15 protein-coding genes are annotated in these 20,160 nt (G+C 41.7%); 4 read left to right on the top strand and 11 right to left on the bottom strand.

All coding sequences use genetic code 11. The features are described from left to right. Positions 1–423: 423 nt before the first annotated feature. The 5 genes from V7K21_RS25670 to V7K21_RS25650 all read right to left on the bottom strand — a co-directional run bounded on the left by V7K21_RS25670 (position 424) and on the right by V7K21_RS25650 (position 7,159). Positions 424–1,476, bottom strand: a complete 1,053-nt coding sequence (locus V7K21_RS25670) for a serine/threonine-protein kinase (RefSeq protein WP_335178230.1) — start codon at positions 1,474–1,476, stop codon at positions 424–426. 434 nt (positions 1,477–1,910) lie between these two features. Then, positions 1,911–4,145 (bottom strand): glycoside hydrolase, encoded by a 2,235-nt coding sequence (locus V7K21_RS25665; RefSeq protein ID WP_335178229.1) that lies wholly within the window; start codon positions 4,143–4,145, stop codon positions 1,911–1,913. Positions 4,146–4,223: 78 nt separating this feature from the next. Then, a complete protein-coding gene (locus V7K21_RS25660) occupies positions 4,224–4,454 on the bottom strand; it encodes a NifU family protein (RefSeq protein ID WP_012408256.1) in 231 nt (76 codons plus the stop codon). A 522-nt stretch (positions 4,455–4,976) separates the two neighbouring features. Then, positions 4,977–6,752, bottom strand: coding sequence for an ATP-binding protein (locus tag V7K21_RS25655; protein ID WP_335178227.1), 1,776 nt, complete (start codon positions 6,750–6,752; stop codon positions 4,977–4,979). Positions 6,753–6,922: 170 nt separating this feature from the next. Then, complete coding sequence (locus tag V7K21_RS25650) at positions 6,923–7,159, bottom strand: hypothetical protein (RefSeq protein ID WP_012408258.1); 237 nt, start codon at positions 7,157–7,159, stop codon at positions 6,923–6,925. A 611-nt stretch (positions 7,160–7,770) separates the two neighbouring features. On the opposite strand from V7K21_RS25650, the gene lepA reads away from it, so the two are divergent. The 3 genes from lepA to V7K21_RS25635 all read left to right on the top strand — a co-directional run bounded on the left by lepA (position 7,771) and on the right by V7K21_RS25635 (position 13,036). Beyond that, positions 7,771–9,582, top strand: coding sequence for a translation elongation factor 4 (gene lepA / locus V7K21_RS25645; protein WP_335178225.1), 1,812 nt, complete (start codon positions 7,771–7,773; stop codon positions 9,580–9,582). An 811-nt stretch (positions 9,583–10,393) separates the two neighbouring features. Then, entirely contained in the window at positions 10,394–11,581 is a 1,188-nt protein-coding gene (locus tag V7K21_RS25640; RefSeq protein WP_335178223.1) for a glycosyltransferase family 4 protein, read from the top strand. Positions 11,582–11,986: 405 nt separating this feature from the next. Further along, a complete protein-coding gene (locus tag V7K21_RS25635; RefSeq protein ID WP_335178221.1) occupies positions 11,987–13,036 on the top strand; it encodes a cyanophycinase in 1,050 nt (349 codons plus the stop codon). A 362-nt stretch (positions 13,037–13,398) separates the two neighbouring features. On the opposite strand, the gene V7K21_RS25630 is transcribed toward V7K21_RS25635, so the two are convergent. Further along, on the bottom strand, positions 13,399–14,139 hold the full coding sequence (locus V7K21_RS25630; protein ID WP_335178219.1) for an SDR family oxidoreductase: 741 nt from the start codon (positions 14,137–14,139) through the stop codon (positions 13,399–13,401). 225 nt (positions 14,140–14,364) lie between these two features. On the opposite strand from V7K21_RS25630, the gene V7K21_RS25625 reads away from it, so the two are divergent. Beyond that, on the top strand, positions 14,365–15,321 hold the full coding sequence (locus V7K21_RS25625) for an aldo/keto reductase (protein WP_335178217.1): 957 nt from the start codon (positions 14,365–14,367) through the stop codon (positions 15,319–15,321). Here the strand turns inward: V7K21_RS25625 and V7K21_RS25620 are convergent. The 5 genes from V7K21_RS25620 to V7K21_RS25600 form a co-directional block, all read right to left on the bottom strand. After that, entirely contained in the window at positions 15,269–16,477 is a 1,209-nt protein-coding gene (locus tag V7K21_RS25620) for a cysteine desulfurase family protein (protein WP_335178215.1), read from the bottom strand. The genes V7K21_RS25625 and V7K21_RS25620 overlap by 53 nt on opposite strands. Before the next feature lie 5 nt (positions 16,478–16,482). Further along, positions 16,483–17,109 (bottom strand): type I restriction endonuclease, encoded by a 627-nt coding sequence (locus V7K21_RS25615; RefSeq protein ID WP_335178213.1) that lies wholly within the window; start codon positions 17,107–17,109, stop codon positions 16,483–16,485. A 76-nt stretch (positions 17,110–17,185) separates the two neighbouring features. Further along, the gene (locus tag V7K21_RS25610) at positions 17,186–17,842 is read right to left on the bottom strand and encodes a type I restriction endonuclease (RefSeq protein ID WP_335178211.1); all 657 of its coding nucleotides are present in this window, start codon (positions 17,840–17,842) and stop codon (positions 17,186–17,188) included. Between the two features lie 167 nt (positions 17,843–18,009). Then, positions 18,010–18,489 (bottom strand): thioredoxin-dependent thiol peroxidase, encoded by a 480-nt coding sequence (bcp, locus tag V7K21_RS25605; RefSeq protein WP_335178209.1) that lies wholly within the window; start codon positions 18,487–18,489, stop codon positions 18,010–18,012. A 209-nt stretch (positions 18,490–18,698) separates the two neighbouring features. Next, complete coding sequence (locus V7K21_RS25600) at positions 18,699–20,141, bottom strand: serine/threonine protein kinase (protein WP_335178244.1); 1,443 nt, start codon at positions 20,139–20,141, stop codon at positions 18,699–18,701. Positions 20,142–20,160: the final 19 nt, after the last annotated feature.

The raw sequence follows: 20,160 nt of genomic DNA, 5'->3' as shown, positions 1-20,160 counted from the left end.
ACAACTTAGGCTAAGTTTGCCCCTAACATTTCCCTTAAGAAAATTGACTCTCGCTTACTTGTGGTAGAAAACCCTGTCTGGGGATTGGGGAATTACTTATATCGTTAGCGTTTGTAAATAGTGGTCAGTCTTCCTTATCTGTGGAAAACTACGAGAGCCATAATATTAATTATTCTTTCGATTATATAATAATCTGAATAGAAATTTTTTCCGAAATGTTAGCCCTAGTAATTTTGCTTGTATATTGGCAAGCGACAATTGACTAAGTATTAAGTTAAACCCTGATTAATTAACCATTACTGACTATGAAATCAAGTCAAAATGCTTACTAGATTTGTTTTTAATATTTTAAATCGCCCATAATTAATTATTCATTTGATACCTTAGCCAAATAAAGCTTCAACCTTAATTTTGTCACCTTGTTTACTTGAGCTTTGCTCTCCATTTCCGAATAGCACTAGCAGTTCTGGCAGCAGGTGGTATGTATACATCAGGATTTTCGGGAGAATTTTCGTGTTGTGTAATACTTTTATTATTTGATTTTTGGGTAGTTAGACAGTTAGCCAAAGTAGGCAAATAGCTTTTATTACTTAAAGCTTTCATCACTTCATCGGCAGTCTTAAACCGCTCATTTAACGTAACTTTCACCATTTTTCCTAAAATATGAGCGAAACTGTTGCTAATATTTACCTCTTTTTGCCAGCATATCTCACCAGAATTCGCGTCGTATTCAAACTCTAAAGGATTTTTAGCAGTCAACATATAAATACAAGTTATACCCAGTGCATAAATATCACTGGCATAAACTGGATGTAGAGAAAACTGTTCTGGTGGTGCAAATCCTCTAGTCCCAATAAAATTGGTGTGTGCAGCTTGATTGATTGACTTTTCACAAACGTCAACTAATTGCTCTTTTACCGCACCAAAATCAATCAGCACTAGCCGCCCATCATCCTCACACCGCAATAAATTTTGAGGCTTAATATCCCGATGAATTACACGATGTTGATGAAGATACTGTAATACTGGTAATAATTCTTGTAAAAAATGTTTAACTGAGGTTTCACCTTTGGGTCCAGTTTGCCGCACTTCTCGTGCCAAAGTCAAACCCGGTACGTATTCTTGAATTAAAAAAAATTCTCCATTCGCCTGAAAGTAGTCTAATAACATGGGAATTTGGGAATGACTACCGAGTTGACCCAAAGTTCTTGCCTCTTTTTCAAAGCGCATACATGCCCTTTGCCAACTTTGCGGATTAGTCACTTTCGGACAAAGCTGTTTAATAACACACAGTGGCTTTCCAGGTAATATGGTATTTTTGGCTAAAAAGGTAATGCCAAAACCACCTCTACCCAAAATTTGCAATATTTCATAGCGATCGCGAAATAGCTTCTTGGAACCACACATCTGACCAAGTTGAGTTTGCTGTGAAATGCTCTCTAGAGAATTCGTTATTTTCTGATAAAAGCGATTCATTAGTATAGAATATTTACTCTGAGATGTCTCTAATTTTACGATAAATATTCCTTGGCAACAGTAAAATTACTGCATCTTTGCTAAATCATCATTACTTTTCTATTAAAAATTCAAAAAGCAAAAATAAATTTTTGTAGAACTTACGGATTGACAAGAAAGAATTAAATATGTTTTCCAAAAATCTCTGCAACACATAAATCACCTGTAGTGGCGCAACTTTGCCGACCTTTAACAAGGGGATTTTGCCCCTTGTTAAGCCCTAAGTCTTGTAAATTGAGATAGTAGCTAGAGTTAAACGCCCACTGGACTAATACTGATTACCTGTGAGGTTACATAGAACAAGGGAATTTTGCCCCAAGTCTTACCAAGCCTGATTTTGTGCAGTTTCACAAAGAATTGGTATAAGTATTTTGTGACACCAAGGGTAGTGAGTTCTAAGGCACCTCAATGGGAATCAAAGCATTTTCTGGTAAGTAATTGGAAAAATGCCCTTCATCCGCAAGCACCAAAATCAGGCGCAACGGATAATCTGGCGGAACTTGCAAGTCTGCCCACGGCACTGCCAACTCTAAACAACTATTTATTGCTACTTGAGCGCGACTGAAACGGGGATGCCATTGACAATTGTCTCCAGCTTCCCGAAACTGAATCGATTGTGTCAGCAAGTTAATTTCCAAAAGATGGTGGAAAAGGTAATTAAGTGGGGCTGCATCTGGTAAATCTGCCAAGGGAACTGGGCTGTTGACCATTGTTTTTTCTGGATAAAACCACAGCAGATTCAACTCTGTTGGCGAATCTTGCCCTGGTGCAGCGCCACTTTTAAAGTCCAGCCGCAAATAAAAATTGAGGTGATCCACGCCATACCAAAGTCGCTGGATGACACTGCTATTGTGCATTGTCCCCCGTGCCCCACCGATTTCTATGCGTCCAGCTTTGTCCCAATCTTGTTCATCACCTTTACCATCGATGACGGGATGAATAAACCCTTGTGGGGTGTGGTTTCCCTGTGCTTCGTGGATTTCCACTGGTTGCTTGAGATAGGACGGTACAGGTTCATTTAATGCCTTGTAAATGCCAAACAGATGTTCTCGAAATAACTGGTCAAAGATGGCATCTTGATTTGAGGAGTGTCCTGCACCAAACCACCAAAACCAGTCAGAACCCTCTGCGGCATATAATGCTTCCCACGCTTCTGGGTTGTTTTCTTCCGTTGCTTCGGGATGACTTGCCAACAGATTCCTGGCTTCTATCAAGTAATCCCAAGCACGATTTTTGGCAGGATCGCCGATCCAAGTGGTGAAGCTGCCATCCACCCAAGAACCGCTATGTAGTTGCCCTCCGGGAATAGTGGCTGTGGCTGGAAATTCTTCCAGAAATTCAGATACGGTGACGAGTTTGAGGTGGGGTTCATCGCTCAAACTTTGATACAAAGCTTCAAGGAAGGGTTTGCCGTCTTGGGGATAAAATTCCCAGCAATTTTCCCCATCCAAAGCAATGGTAACTAGCCAAGGTTGTTCACTTTGACTGTCTTTTTGCATTTTAGCGATCGCTTGCAAATGTCCCACTAAGTCTGCTGCTGCCTGTTTTGCTGGCATCGCACTATAGGTAAAGCCAATCAAATCTGATAATCTGTGGTCACGAAACACAATTGACAAATCGCCTTCTGCGGTTTGCAGGCGGTACGGTTGGTACAACAGTTCTGGTTGCTGCACATTCCCCGCCCCATCCCGATGAAAAAGGTTTTTCAGCGTCCACCCTAAGACGGCTTCATCTGAGCATATCCACTTAAATCCTTGGTTAATAATGTCTGTAAGTATCTGTGGACTTACTGACTGTTCCGAAGGCCACAAACCACGAGGTATCTGTCCAAAGCGTTCTTTATAGAAGTTCCAAGCTTTCCGCAAGTGGCGGGGAACATCTTCTGCCCACTGAAATCGCTGCTCAGGCAATATCATATTAGGCACAGCTACCCGACCAGAGTTGGTATCAGCTAGTAAGGGCAAAATCGGGTGAGTATAAGGCGTGGTGGTAACTTCTAACTGCCCCGCCTCCTGCATTTTTCGATGTTGGGGGATAATGCGGCTGAGAATTTCTCGCTGTTTGGAATAAATGCGCTGGCGATCGCTTAAAGTAAAATTCCGCCCCTGTTTTAACCAAGCAGCAATTTCCGGGTCATCCCAAAAGAGCGGATCGATCCAAGCCAAATTGTGCCAAGCTAGCAAATCACCATAATCTGGCAATTCCCAATTTGCCAAACACCAAGCTTGCCCCTTCTCCTGCCTTTGCTGGTACAACTCGGCATAGCGGGGATGGGGGTCAATCAGGGTGTGGTGATTGGCATCGAAAAAGTGTTGGATAATGAATTCCCGCTGTTGCTGCTTGAGTTGTTCATCTGGTGTCAAGCTGGCTGTAAGGTAAGGGTCAAAAGCAGTACCAGCAATATAATCTTCAAGTTGCAATATCAGCGATGGAACTAAATTCACTGTTTGGTGTAACTTAGGATACCGCTCTAATAGCAATACCAGATCCAAATAATCTTTAGTCCCATGTAAACGTACCCAAGGTAGACGGTACTGCTGACTCGAAGATAGCGAAACGCCGCTGCCAGGAGATTTGTACAGCGGCTGATGTTGATGCCAGATAAAAGCGATGTAAAGAGGATGGGACATAAGAATAGTTAGGAGTTAAGAATAAGGAGTTAGGAGTTGATTCAAAACTCATAACTCCTAACTCCTAACTCCTAACTTTTACACCACTTGCTCAATTTCTGCAATTTCGGGAATCATTTCCTTGAGGCGGCGCTCAATACCCATTCTCAGGGTCATTGCAGAACTGGGGCAAGAACCACAAGCACCTTGCAACCGCAGTTTTACAACAGGTCCATCGAGTTCTACGAGTTCCACGTTGCCGCCATCAGACATCAGATAAGGGCGCATTTCATCTAAGACTGTTTCAACATTGTCAATTGTGAGTTCCATAGTTTTAGACCTGCTAAGTTAATGATGGGCATTGGGGAGAGCCACTGCGTTGCTGGGGTTCCCCCGGTTGAGGCAAGTGGCGTCATTGGGCATTAACAATTCGTAATTCATAATTACTAATGACACTCTGTAGGCGGACTCGTTGGCGCAGCCTCTCTAAGAGTTGAGGCTGCGTTGAGAGGGCGTCTGGTAGAGAAGACAGTAATTACGTTGGTGTGAGCCTCTTACTTTACTCTAGCCTTTAGATTCTGCTTTGCAGTCTAACGAACGCAGGATTTAATGCTTTTAACTATACGTCACCGTAAAAAGGGGTTAAAAATACTATTTTTCGTAAATTGAGTAGAACAAAGCGAAAGCCAACATTTAGGCGTTTGTTGTGTTTTTTCCTCAAACCAGCCTATAATTATACAATTTTGTGGACTAGGGACGGAATTCTTTCCAATCTCCAATCCCCAATTTTGTTATTAAATAATAATGTTTAAAACTTAAAACCCAGTATTGCCAAGTATCCTAACTCTTAACTCAGCACTCAGCACTGTTTGTTGAGTCGCTATCACTAGATGAAACCATGACTGGCTGTTGATATAGTGGCACTGTAAATGTCACTGTTGAACCAAGTCCTTCGCCCAGACTATAAAAATGTACCTCGCCGCCCATTGCCTCCACTAGCTTCTGGGATATTGCCAGTCCTAAACCTGTACCGCCGTACTGGCGAGTGCGGGAGCCATCCACCTGAGAGAATAATTGAAACAGTTTATCTTGTTTGTCCAAAGAAACGCCGATGCCAGTGTCTGCCACACGGACTCTCACCATGCCAGGAAATTCCTGACCTTGAAAGTTCGGCTTCGCTTTTTTGAGTACTAAATCGGCACTGACAGTGACACCACCTTCATGAGTAAATTTGATGGCGTTACCTAGTAAATTGAGCATAACTTGTAGCAATCGTTGGTAGTTGCTTAGGACAATGATTTCGTCAGAGGTAGCAGGCATTTGCATCCGGAAGCTGAGGTTTCTCATTTCTGCTTGGGGACGCATGAAACTTTCTACATCACTGAATAGCTCATCTAGCTTGACAGGAGCGTAAACTAGATCCATTTTGCCCGCTTCAATTTTGGCAATGTCCAAAATATCGTTGATGATATTCAGCAGATGTATCGATAATTGGTGAGCTTCTGCCAAAAATTGGTTTTGTTCTTCTGGATCATCTGCCATCCCTTCTAAAATCAGCTTCAAAAAGCCGATCATCCCGTTGAGGGGGGTACGAATTTCATGGGATACATTAGCCAGAAACTCGCTTTTGAGGCGGGAAGCTTCTTCGGCTTTTTGACGCGCTGCTTCTAATTCTTTATATAAAGTAGCGTGTGCGATCGCAGTTCCTAATTGATCTGCTGCTTCTTTTGCCAGTTCTAATTCCGATTCTGTTAGTGTGTAGCATTCATCCTGCCAAGTCAAGGCAACCAATCCATTGGCTTGGTCTTGATAGCAAGTCGCAATCACCAAAGTTTTCTGCCGCCCAGATGTGTATCCAGGCACTTCCATCACAACTGGTTCTAGGGTTGTCAAAGCCTGAGCAAAGGCAGGCTCAGAAGCTATATCTATTTCTTCTGAGCCTAGTATGATTGAGTTGAGTTCTGGCTGATGATACTCAGCCATCACTTTCACTTTTAAGCTACAAGGCTGGTAAGGACGACAAATAATGCAGCGCTCTAGCCGCAGTGCTTTCCCTAAACTGTCAACTGTTTGCTGCCAAATAATATCGAAATCCAATGTCCGGCGAATATTTCTGGTAATACGATTTACCAGTTTTTGGTGTTGCTGTGAACGTAAAGCCAACTCTATTTGTGTGGGCGTTTTTGATGCCATACGCACTTGTTTTTTGTTTGGTGTCGCTTGCACTAACCTTCCCATCACTAAAACTGTAGTGGCAGTCGTTCCCAAACTCGGCATAATCGGACTAATCACTAAGTCCAATTCAAATAATTTCTGGTGGTAGCTAAACCAGCACTGAAACCTTTCTGGCATCAAACTTGTCAAAATTCGCTGCAATCGTTCCAAATAAGTAACCTTATCCACTGGGGCAAAGGTTTGGGACTGGTTCAGATCGTCAACTACTTTTTCAGTATTTAACCCCAGGAGTTCGCTGTGCTGCCAACAAAAGGTCAGATAGCGCCCTGCCCCATCTTGCGTATACACCAACTCGGCTCCTTGAGTTGGTAATGAGCCATCAGTCTTACTGGTGATAGATTCCAGATTTTGGGAAAATACATTTGGCAATTGGGAATTGGCAGTAATAGTCATTAATTGAGTTGGATAGACAAAGGGTATCCGACCGTAATTTTACTAAAGCTGTTCAAATTTTTGCAGAAATTTTTACAGCTTTTTCGTTTTATTGGGTATTTCTTGGTGTTTTGAAATCTAGATTGACAAACTTCATTTTTTTAACTTGCATTGACAGCTGATTGATCACGTCAATCGTTCCATTCACCCCGAGGAGGAACAGGGGTACGCACAGGGGTGCGTGTCAGTTCATCATCCCTAAGGATTTCACCCCGTAACCACTGGCGAATCGCCACTTCAATGACTTTACTGGGATCATTGGTGAGATGCTGAATTTGCTCTAGTAACTCTGAGTCTAGGCGGACAGCAATTTCTACCTTATCGGCTCGTGTGTTTTCCGCTTCGGTAGTTTTCTCTTGCATATTCATAGATTTGATATACTCTGAATTGGTTTTGTCTAAAGTTTTGTAAAGTAGTTATATTCATCATTTGGGCTAATTCGTTGAAAAATCTTCAAGGGCACAGTTAGATAGTTCCCTGAAATAGCACCAAAGTAACAGCTTTAACTTTCAAATCGCATTTTTCATATAACTGACTAGACAATAGCTTTATAAGTTTTGCCGAGAAATCAGTGATTCCGGGCATTTACGGGTGGTAATTGCCCACGATCCCTACATGTACTTACTTACATTTATTGTACGCTCCTAGCTGATGATTACTAGCAGTGACAAATAGACTTTCATAATATTCTTAAAAGTCCACCTATTTAGATCGAAACTTAAAGATGGGGTGAAGAGAGGCAGGGGAAGATGAGGGAGATGAGGGAGAATGATAACTCCTAACTCATACCAATTCTTTGTGAAACTGCAAAAAATTAAGCTTGGTGAGACTTGGGGTTCCAAGTTCTAAAGCAACCTCACAGGTAATCGGTATCAGCACTCAGCACTAAAAGCTAGAAGCGTCTTGGCTAATAAAGCATTAAAATACATTAAGTAAATTGCTCTTTTAACTTTGGTTGCTGCTAAGGCAAAGATAGTATATGACTGACGTTCCCGCAGTTCGCATTCGCAATTTTTGTATTATTGCTCACATCGACCACGGGAAATCAACCCTTGCCGATCGCTTGCTGCAAGCTACTGGCACTGTTGGAGACCGACAGATGAAGGAACAGTTTCTCGACAATATGGATCTGGAACGGGAGCGCGGGATTACAATTAAGCTGCAAGCTGCCCGGATGAACTACACAGCTAAGGATGGTCAGCAGTATGTGCTGAATCTAATTGATACTCCGGGACATGTGGATTTCTCTTATGAAGTCTCCCGCTCTCTTGTAGCTTGTGAAGGAGCGCTATTGGTAGTAGATGCGTCCCAAGGTGTGGAAGCGCAAACTTTGGCGAATGTATATTTAGCGTTAGAGAATAACCTGGAAATTATCCCGGTTTTGAATAAAATTGATTTGCCAGGGGCTGAACCAGAACGGGTAATAGGTGAAATTGAAGAAATTATTGGTCTAGATTGCAGTGGGGCGATTCTGGCCTCTGCTAAAGAAGGAATTGGTATTGATCAGATTTTAGAAGCAGTTGTCGAGCGGATACCGCCACCACCCAATACGATAAATGAACGCTTACGGGCGTTAATATTTGATAGCTATTATGACAGCTATCGGGGAGTAATTGTGTATTTCCGGGTGATGGATGGCACCGTGAAAAAAGGCGATCGCATCCATTTAATGGCATCTGGTAAAGAATTTGAAATTGATGAGTTAGGCGTTCTTTCTCCTACTCAAAAGCAAGTTGAAGAACTGCACGCTGGGGAAGTCGGCTATTTGGGAGCGGCAATTAGAGCTGTAGCTGATGCGCGGGTGGGAGACACAATTACCTTAAGTAAGGCGAAAGCGGAGTCACCCTTACCAGGTTACGCAGAAGCCAACCCGATGGTTTATTGTGGCATGTTCCCCATTGATGCTGATCAATTTGAAGACTTGCGGGAAGCCTTAGAAAAGCTCGAACTCAACGATGCGGCGCTGCACTACGAACCAGAAACTTCTAGCGCGATGGGGTTTGGTTTCCGTTGCGGGTTTTTGGGCTTGCTGCACATGGAAATTGTCCAGGAACGGCTAGAGCGAGAGTATAATCTCGATTTAATCATTACAGCCCCCTCGGTGGTTTATAAGGTGATCACCCTGAAAGGGGAGGAACTGTACATCGATAATCCCAGCCGTCTACCTTCTCCCAACGATCGCCAAAAAATTGAAGAACCCTACGTCCAAGTAGAGATGATTACGCCGGAAACCTATGTCGGCACCTTGATGGAGTTGTCACAAAATCGCCGTGGCATTTTCAAGGATATGAAATATCTCACCCAAGGACGAACCACCCTCACTTACGAACTCCCCTTGGCGGAAGTTGTGACTGACTTTTTTGACCAGATGAAGTCGCGATCGCGCGGTTATGCCAGCATGGAATATCACCTGATTGGCTACCGTGAAAATCCTCTGGTGAAGCTGGATATCATGATTAACGGCGATCCCGTAGATTCTTTGGCGATGATTGTACACCGGGATAAAGCTTACAACGTCGGACGCTCAATGGCAGAAAAACTCAAAGAACTAATTCCCCGCCATCAATTTAAAGTGCCAATTCAGGCATCTATTGGCAGTAAAGTTATCGCCAGCGAACACATCCCCGCCTTGCGGAAAGACGTGTTAGCCAAGTGCTACGGTGGTGACATCAGCCGGAAGAAGAAACTATTACAGAAGCAAGCAAAAGGTAAAAAGCGAATGAAATCTGTAGGTACAGTGGACGTACCCCAGGAAGCCTTTATGGCAGTATTGCGCTTGGATCAAAGCTAATTTAAAAGTGCTTAATTTTCACAGACAGTTGGCTGCGGCTACACCTCGACCTGAAAAAACATAAAATAGACCTAACCCCCTTCCCTACTAGGGTTGGGGGGAGTTAATGCCTTCAATTTCGTCAAATTCATCAAAATAAACAAACTCAGATTCAAGTTCAGACGCTTCAAACGAAAAATTGGGAAAACGAGTTATACCAATTCACGAAAACCCTGATACAGATAGATTTATTATAGGGGCATTGCCATGTGCCTACCAACGTATTTGTATCATTATTAAAGTGAAATGGTATTAGACAATCTTTTTCTACAGGCTCAAATGCTTTTGAAAGCCTAGAAATTACTGAACAGCTACTTACCTCTTCTTAAAGCCTGAGTTGCAAAACGGGCGCTCAATTGTCCTAATTACGAATTACAAATTACGAATTGTACCTTGCTTACAGGGTAAGCACATCTAAATTAGTCTTGACAAAAATCTTGGTTTGTGGATGAAGGAATAATCAAAGTTTCTCGTTTGATTTGTTTCGCAAGGCTCAAAGCGATGTCTATGATGGGCTATTTGGTATCGCCTAAAAGATGATCAATAATGCTTACTTATTGATCATCTTTGAGGATTTATTGACAAGATGCGCTTACCCTGACCTTGCTTATTATCCATAGCATACAGTTGATAACCTTTGATAAGCTTTAACAAAATCACTGTCAAAGACATCTAAAAATTTTAGTAAACATACTCACTGCATTCAGCATCCTTGTATTTTTAGATAAATGTAGTTTTTTAGATATTTGTAAAGCGTCGGGGAGTCTAGCAGATGAAGATACTAGTACTGAGTTGGGAGTTTCCGCCGAGGATTGTTGGGGGAATTGCGCGGCATGTAGCGGAGTTGTACCCGGAACTGGTAAAGCTAGGGCATGAAGTCCACCTGATTACAGCAGAGTTTGGTCAGGCATCAATGTATGAGGTGGTTGAGGGCGTAAAGGTGCATCGGGTGCCTGTCGGCTATAGTAACGACTTTTTCCACTGGGTAGTCAATCTCAACCTGAGTATGGGAGATCACGGTGGTAAGTTGATTCTAGAGGAGGGATCGTTTGATTTAATTCATGCCCATGATTGGTTAGTAGGAGATGCTGCGATCGCTCTCAAACATAATTTCCAAATACCACTAATTGCCACAATTCACGCTACAGAATACGGGCGCTATAACGGTATTCACACTGACATCCAAGGCTATATTAATGGCAAAGAAAACTTGCTGGCTTTCAACGCTTGGCGGATTATTGTTTGTAGCGACTATATGCGCCAAGAAATAGAACGAGTACTACACAGTCCTTGGGACAAAATTGATGTCATTTATAACGGTATCCGAGCCGAAAAGAAACAACATCATGTAGATTTTCATGCTGTGAATTTTCGCCGCCAATTCGCTACAGACGATGAGAAAATCGTTTACTACCTCGGTCGCATGACCTATGAAAAGGGTGTACCTGTATTGCTCAATGCCGTACCTAAGATCCTTTCCCAAATGGGAGGTAACGTTAAACTTGTCATCGTTGGTGGCGGCAATACTGACCATCTCAAGCGCCAAGCCTGGGATTTGGGAATTTGGCATCATTGCTATTTTACAGGTTTTCTCTCTGATAGATACTTAGATAGATTCCAAACTGTCGCTGACTGTGCAGTATTTCCCAGCCTTTACGAACCTTTTGGGATTGTGGCTTTAGAAAGCTTTGCTTCTCGCGTTCCTGTAGTAGTTTCTGATACTGGTGGTTTACCAGAAGTGGTGCAACATACCAAAACAGGCATTGTTACTTGGGCGAATAATCCCGATTCTTTAGCTTGGGGAATTTTGGAAGTGTTGAACAATCCAGGTTATCGGCAATGGCTGGTGGATAATGCTTATAAGGATTTAGAGCGGCGCTTTAGCTGGCTAAAATTAGCCAAGCAAACTGAAGAAGTATATCAGCGAGTTGCCTTGGAGCGATCGCAAGTTGTCTGGTAAACGACTTGTTAGATCCCCGACTTCTTGAAGAAGTCGGGGATCTAAATCCAATGTAAATTTTATTTGAAATTTTAACCCAAGCGTATTGGACTATAAAGGACACAAGCAATGTAGAGATTTTCGCAGAGTAGGACAGAGAATTAATGATTACTCTGGGTTCTTATAGCGTTAAAAAACAGTACAAGCCCTGTACGCTGGAAATTCTACCCTCTGTAGTGCCAGAGTTAAGCTAGTGCGCGTTTAAATTGCAGATTTTTTCGTTAAAACTGTCATTAGTCTTTTGTCTAAGGGCAAATTGTAAATACAAGTGACTAAGGACTAATGATCAAGGACGATCACGAATAAATAAGCAATTAAAATGCGTAACAGCCTAGCAATAATTGCAGTTTGCTCCAGTAGCTTAGTATGACAAAGGCATTCCCAAGCATAGCAAGGCGCTTGAATAGTACAGGAATCAAGTTGTTGAATATGGGAACCTTCCTTATAGCCCGTTTTATCGAAAACTGGAAACGCTACTTCCTGGGTGACACTGTTGATGTCCACCCCTCCCCCTCCTTTGATTTTGATGTCCGTTCTTCGTTGGCGGGCCCGGTTCTGAGCTTAGGTGGGGGTGGCCCCGATGTCGATGATGCCATCCAGTGGATGATTAATGAAGTCAGGGGAGGTAGTGACTCCACCACTAAAGTTAATGTTGTAGTTATCCGCACTAATGGTAATCACGATTACAATCGGCTAATTTATGCCATGAAGGGCGTAAAATTTGTGGAAACTCTTGTGATTCGCAGTAGACAAGAAGCAAACAAAGCTGAGATTTATGAAAAAGTCAGAAATGCTGATGTGATTTTCTTTGCTGGTGGCGACCAATGTGAATACATCCGCTACTGGAAAGATACTAAGCTTGAGGCTGCCGTTAAGTCAGTTTACCTTAAGGGTGGTGGTGTTGGTGGCACCAGTGCGGGTGCGATGATTCAAAGTGATTGTGTCTATGATGCTTGTGCTTCTTCCGAAAAAGGCATTGAAACTAGAGACGCACTCGAAGATCCTTACCGGGACATAACTTTTAGTTACAACTTTTTCAATTGGAGCAATTTGAAGGGAACTCTCGTAGATACGCACTTCGATAGGCGGGAAAGGATGGGTCGAATTATGACTTTTATTGCTCGTCAAATTAAGGACGGTGTATCTAGCAGTGTTTTGGGCATAGGGGTTAGTGAAAGTACATCGGTTCTTGTGGATAAAAACGGTTTGGTGAAAGTTATGGGTAGGGGTGCGGTGTACTTTGTACTTGGTAATCATATACCGGAAGTATGCGAACCCCGAACGCCTTTGACCTTTTCCAATTACAAAATTTGGAAAGTTCGCAGGGGGGACACCTTTAATCTTAATAACAGACCAACTTCTGGCTACTATCTCAGGAGTGTTAAAAGGGGACGGATTGATTCAAATCCCTATTGAGTGGGGAGTGGGGGACAAGGGGACAAGGTGGATAAACGGAATTATGAGGTGGATTCATCCAGTTCAAACACTCGTTAACGAGTATCAAAGGTGGATTCATCCAGTTCAAACACTCGTTAACGAGTATCAAAGGTGGATTCATCCAGTTTAAACACTCGTTAACGAGTATTAAAGGTGGATTCATCTAGTTCAAACATTCGTTAACGAGTATTAAAGGTGGATTCATCCAGTTCAAAGGTGGATGAAACGAGTTTTCTAACTTCTGCTCAATACAACTTTTGGAGAGGCTGGCGCTTAGGGCGTAGCTATGCCGCAGGCTTTACGACAACGCTCAGTACAAGTGCCCCATGCCCCTTTACTTTCTACCAGGGAACCACGCCATTTTCATTAAAAAACCCTCCACTAGAACCATCATCAGGGAGAGTAGCAAGTCTTACTGGTGCGATCGCTCCCTGCTCAACAGTGCGGTACCCTCGGTGTTGATTAATGTCAGTTGCTGTGAAACCAGGATCAGCAGCATTGACTTTAATCGGGGTATCTTTAAGTTCATCGGCCAACAGAACTGTGATCGCATTCAATGCTGTCTTTGATGAGTTATAAGCAAGAGACTTAGCATTAGCGAACTCATAATTGGGGTCAGAGTTTTGAGTCAGAGAACCTAAACCACTTGATAAATTCACTATTCGCCCTGCTTTTGACTTCTTCAAAAGTGGCAACAGGGCTTTTGTAACTGCAAATACTCCAAATACATTTGTTTCATAAGTGTGTCGCAGTGTTTCAATTTCAACTTGACTGGGTGGAAGGCGATCCCCATCACTTGCTATCCCAGCATTGTTGACAAGAATGTCAAGTTTTCCGAATTCGCTCTCAATTTGTTGAGCCGTAGAGTCGATTGTTTTTTGGTCGATGACATCAAGTTGAACTGATCGAGCATCAATCTCATTTAAACGAAGTTTATTCGCCGCTTCTTCACCACGTTCTATACCTCTTGCACCAAGAAGAACAGTAGCACCTCTAGAACCGAGTTGGCGGGCAATCTCAAACCCGATACCTTTGTTTGCACCTGTGATCAGCGCAACTTTGCCTTTTAAATCTTCTGACATATTACTTCTCTATTTTGATAAACACCCTAAACTGTCACCATCTTTAAGCAAGTCTAGTGTATATGTAGTGTGTATCAACACAACTTTTAGGATTTAGTAATCCTACAGAAGTAGTGATTGTCTGTCGTGTTTCCAGTAGTAGTCATTCACACCTGAGATAGCGGTTGAGAAGATATTTGCAGCCTAGACTAGCAATTGACTCAAAAATTTTTGGAGAAGCTAGATATGCAAACCAAACAGCTCGGCAATTCGGAGCTTAACATTACCCCAATCGGCTTTGGAGCCTGGGCGATCGGTGGAGGTGGATGGGCTTTTGGTTGGGGAGAACAGGATGACCAGGAATCGATCGCAGCGATCAATCACGCTCTCGACCTGGGCGTTAATTGGATTGACACCGCAGCTGTCTATGGTCTGGGGCATTCGGAGGAGGTTGTTGCTAAGGCGCTCAAAGGTCGATCTGATCGCCCCTACATTTTCACTAAATGCTCAATGATCTGGGATGAAAAGGGCAAAATTGGTAATAGCCTGAAGGCAGATTCTCTGCGGGGGGAGGTTGAAGCTAGTCTGCGCCGACTCGACATTGAAACTATCGACCTTTACCAGATTCACTGGCCCAACCCTGACTCAGAAATTGAAGAAGGCTGGACGACTTTGGCGAAGCTCAAGGATGAGGGTAAGGTTCGCTATATCGGGGTTTCAAACTTCAATGTAGAACAGTTGAAACGTGCCCAGGAGATTGCACCAGTTACCTCATTGCAACCGCCTTATTCACTGGTTAAGCGCGATGTTGAAAAGGAGATTCTACCTTTTTGTAAGGAAAACAACATCGGTGTGATTGTTTATTCACCGATGCAATCTGGCTTGCTTACAGGAAAGATGACACCTGAGCGGGTTGCTAATTTCCCAGATGATGATTGGCGCAAAAAGAATAGTGAATTTCAGGAGCCACGTCTATCTCGTAACCTGAAGCTGGTGGAGGTGTTGCAGCACATTGGTAAACAACACGATCGCTCCCCCGGTGAGGTGGCGATCGCTTGGACTTTAAATAATCCGGCTTTGACAGGGGCGATCGTTGGCGGACGCAATCCCAAGCAGGTGGAAGGAATCATCGGGGCTGGAGAATTTCGCCTTAATCAGCAGGAGCTAGATCAGATTGACGCTTTCTTACGGGAGAATCCATAAAAGAGGTATTGCGTAAACTTTGAATAGTAGCGATCGCATGTTTCGCCACAATATCAATTTCCTCTTGGGTATTAAACCGTCCAATACCAAACCGCACTGAGGCATAAGCTAGCTGTTGGGAATGTCCCAGTGCTGTGAGAACATGGGACGGTGCAGTGGTTGCCGATGAGCAAGCAGAACCAGAAGAAACCGCCATTACTGGCTGCAATCCTAGCAAAAGTGCGGCTCCATCCACCCCCTCAACACTGATATTCAAGTTTCCCGCCAATCGCTTTTGAGGGTGTGCGTTGAGATAAATTCCTTCAAGTTGGGAAAGCTGTTCCCACAAGCTTTGCCTTAACCGGGTGAGGCGTTGGGTTTCTGTTGCTTGTTCTGCCAAAGCGATTTCTACAGCTTTCCCAAAGCCGACTATTTGCGGTGTATACAATGTCCCAGAACGCATCCCGCGTTCATGTCCGCCGCCGTGCTGCTGAGGAGCCAGTTGTACTCTGGGGTTGCGCCTGCGGACGTACAGCGCCCCAATACCCTTTGGTCCATATACTTTGTGTGCGGTTAGCGACATCAAGTCAATTTTCATCGCTTGCACATCTAAGGGAATTTTACCAATAGCTTGGGCGGCGTCGGTGTGGAAAATGATATTGTGTTCGTGGCACATTTCCCCAATTTCTGCCAATGGCTGCAACACACCAATTTCGTTATTTGCAGCCATTACCGACACCAAAATCGTCTCAGGACGGAAAGCTTTTTTTAATTCACTTAAATCAATCAATCCATCTTTTAAAACTGGGAGAATAGTAATTTCAAAACCGAGAGTTTGTAAATAATTACAAGGGTCAATAATTGCACTATGTTCAGTGGCAACAGTAATAATATGCTGACCTTTTTTAAAATAAGCTTCTGCAACACCTTTAATAGCTAAATTATTAGCTTCTGTTGCACCACTGGTAAAAACAATTTCTTCGGGAGTGGCGTTAATTGCTGCTGCTAAAATCTCTCGCGTTTGTTTGACAGCAGCCTCTGCTTCCCAACCATAAACATGACTAATACTGGCTGGGTTGCCAAAGTTTTCTGTGAAGTAGGGGAGCATTGCTGCTAATACCCGTTCATCTACGGCTGTAGTAGCATGGCAATCAAGGTATATAGGACGAATAGACATAATTATTAACTCAAAATTTGACTCAAATTTTTTAATATACTTAGAACCTGATATAGTTCACTTTTCCGTTTCAAAAGTGTAAATTGGTCAGAAATAGCATACTTTGGCTGATTTTCTTTCTTAAGTTTCAGAAAAATAAAATCACTACCATTTGTTACCAATCCAAAAACAGGTTTGTCTTGACTAGGATTAGCCAGCATATAAGCAAGTGCTTGAGGTACAGCTTCCAAAAGAGAAAAGCTAGACCTTTTAGATTCAATTATTAACAACCATAATTGTTCTTGAATAACTAAAATATCAATTCTACCTCTAACAATTTCTCCTTCATCTTCCGCAGAAATTTCTATTGATTGTTCGCCTCTCATATAAAAAGGCTCATCATAAAATCCACCTAAATTGAGTAAAGGAGATAAAACTACTAATTTCACCGTTTCTTCTGACAAAGGAGGACGCTTGACTAAACGGAGAAAATGAAGTTTTACTCTGTCTAAATCTTGCTTTTCTAAATCTGTAATTTCCGGTAAATTCTCAAACCATTCTGTGAAGAATGCCTCATATTCGGCTATCTGTAGACCAAATCTTTCTTCTAGATAAGCAAGCCCGACATTTTGTGCTTGGATAAATTGAACCATAATTCATTTATAAAGATGCAGTATAACTATTATCACACTGTTCCAGTATTAATCTAGATAGGAAGCTCAAAGATAATTAGCTTAAAACTTTACCTAAATTTTTTAAAATATTCAAAACTTTATATAATTCATTTTTGCGTCTATATAAAGTGAATTTATCAGATAAAGCATACATTGGTTTATCTTGTTTTATCATTTTTATAAATTGGAAATCTTCTCCATTTATTACCAAGGAATATGCAGGATGCTCAGGCTGAGGATTAGCCAGCATATGAGTCAGTGCTTGAGGAATCGCTTTTGCCAAAGAAAAACTAGACCTCTTAGATTCAATTATCAGTAACCATAGCTGATCTTGAAGAACTAAGACATCAATTTTGCCTTTGATAATTTCTTTAGTTTCTTCAGTATTTACTTCATTACTAATGATAATTGCTTCACTAAGTTCTAAACTTTCTTCTGTAGTGATGTAAAAAGGATGACGATAAAAACCAGCCAAATCTAGCAGGGGAGACAATACTACCATTTTTACTGCTTCTTCTAAAAGAGGAGCATTTTCAAGCACATTGAGATAGTTATTTTTAACTCTGTCTAAGTATTGCTTTTCTAATTCAGAAATTTCAGGAATGTAATCAAACCACTCTCTAAAAAATTGCTCATCTTCAGACTTGTGTAGAGCAAATTTTTGCTTTAAATAGGCGAGAGTGATATTTTGAGCTTGGATGACTTGAATCATGTTTATTTCAAATTGCGAGAAGTTTAATTTCTTACTTCAATCATCGCGCTGGCAGTTTATAGAGCCATTTCACTAGACTTTGCTCAAATAGGCTGCTCACATCCTGCTTTATTACTATAAATATAATTTACGTAGCATTGCTGTAACTATACCTGCATCCAATTACGTTACGTGGCTGCTAATTCCCGTAATTTAGTTAAAACTGCCTGAGCATGACCTTTGGTTTTTACATTAGGCCAAGCATAGACAATAATTTTATCAGGTGAAATGAGAAAGGTTGAGCGAGCAACGCCCATATATTCTTTGCCCATAAATTTTTTTAAGCGCCAAGCGCCGTAGGCTTCTGTCAAAATATGTTCTGGGTCACTTAAAAGGGTGATTGACAAGTTATGTTTGCTGATAAATTTACAATGGGACTTACCCGAATCTGGACTCACACCTAAGATTTTGGCTCCCAGTGCGCTGAAGTCTTGATACAAATCGGTGAAATCTTTTGCTTCGGTGGTACAGCCCGGTGTATCATCTTTGGGGTAGAAGTAGAAGACAATCCACTGACTGCTGAGGTCATCGAGAGTGACTGAATTGCCATTTTGGTCAGGAATGGAGAAATCTAGCGCTGGTTGTCCGACTTGGGGAATGTTGCTCATGATGTGGTGTGAGAGATTGCGTAAGCGTAGCTTATCGTAGACATCGCTTTAGAATTGTACATATATTAGGCTATGCTTTTTCCCATGAGTGATACTGAGGTTTGTATAGTATGAGAGTATAGGAGTCCTACTCAATAATTTGAGATAATATTCAGTTGTGTAGATAAATAGTGAATACAAAAATAACTTAACAATTTTTTATTTGCAAATTATTGATTAAATGAAAATGTATAAAAGCTTGTTTCAAAAATTGATAAATCGTCTTGAAAATCATTAGATTTACAAATAAAACCTACACTCCACAATGTATGTCTATCTTTGATTAAATAGACTACTTCTGTTAATGCATTATTTATTTTTAATATTATTCTTCCTCTTTCATATTTATCATTTTGCCCTATTTGAATATCTACTATACGAAAAAGACTTTGGTTTGAATTCGAGAATGCTTTATTTGTCTCTTGTAAGTAAGTTTTTAATGTATTATTAGCAGGTATTTGTTCTTTAAAAACGATTGCCCATTGATCTGATGGGGGGTTAACAGAAAAGATGGATGCGGTTGACAATAATTGTTTAAAATAAATAAAAAACTTTTCCATATTGGGATCTAGACTTCTTGAATAGCCAAAGTTCTTGTTAGATATTTGGCTTAATTCTATAGTCTTCCAATTTGGAGGCAACCATAATTCTGCGCCACCACCCTCAAACTTCTTCCAACCAGATGGAACACCTGAAGGTATATTTTCTTCGGAAATAGGAGGTTGTTGATTAGTGGAATCAGTATTTGCTGGCTCAGAATTATTTGCTTGTAGCTCAGTTGGTGTTGAAGTCACAACTGGCTGACTTGGATGAGATTGAAAAGGCTTATGAATTACCCAACTACCGAATTTAATTAAAAAAAGTATAGCGAAAGCAATTACTCCACCTGTGAATTGGGCAGTCTTGCTAGAGAATATATCAGGTTCAGTTTTTGAAGATTGAATTTGAGTAGTCGCTGACGTTTTAATTTGCCTACTTTGTTTAGGTTTTTCTATTTCTGTAGGTGGTAATTGTGATGCTGAAGAAGAAGTAGAATATGACTGTACAGTTGAATTAATTTCTGATAGACACCTCAAAATCATTTGGGCATTTTGAGGACGCTTGCCAGGAAATGCTTCCATTAGGTAATCAATCAAACCAGCTACCTGCTTAGAAACTTGTAAGGCACTGTCTCGCCACATTAACCTACCAGTTCGCGGGCCTTCAGAAAATTGATCTGGAGACTTGCCAGTAAGTAAATAAACAAATGTTCGACCAAGGGCGAAGAAGTCTGATTGTGGTACGGCTTTACCATTGGCTTGTTCTAGTGGTGTATAGCCTAGTGAAATAATTCCTGTTATATTCTGTCCTGCTGCTTTTTGATGATAGGTTCGTGTAACTTCTCTTGCTGTACCAAAGTCAATCAAAGCCAGATGTCCATCTGCTTTGAGCATAATATTTGGTGGCTTGATATCTCTATGAAAAAAGTTCTGCTGATGCACTTCATACAAAATATTTGCCAACTGGGTTAACCATAAAAGTGCTAATTTTTCATCAATGGGGCGATTACCTCGTTGTTCCATGTATTGGTACAAATCCAACCCCTCGATTTTCTCCATTACCAAGCAATGCAGTGGCGCTTGGCTATTTTTG

Origin of the sequence: Nostoc sp., from assembly GCF_036919595.1 — a bacterium.
GTDB lineage: Bacteria > Cyanobacteriota > Cyanobacteriia > Cyanobacteriales > Nostocaceae > Nostoc.
This window is presented reverse-complemented; position numbering and strand designations above follow the sequence as displayed.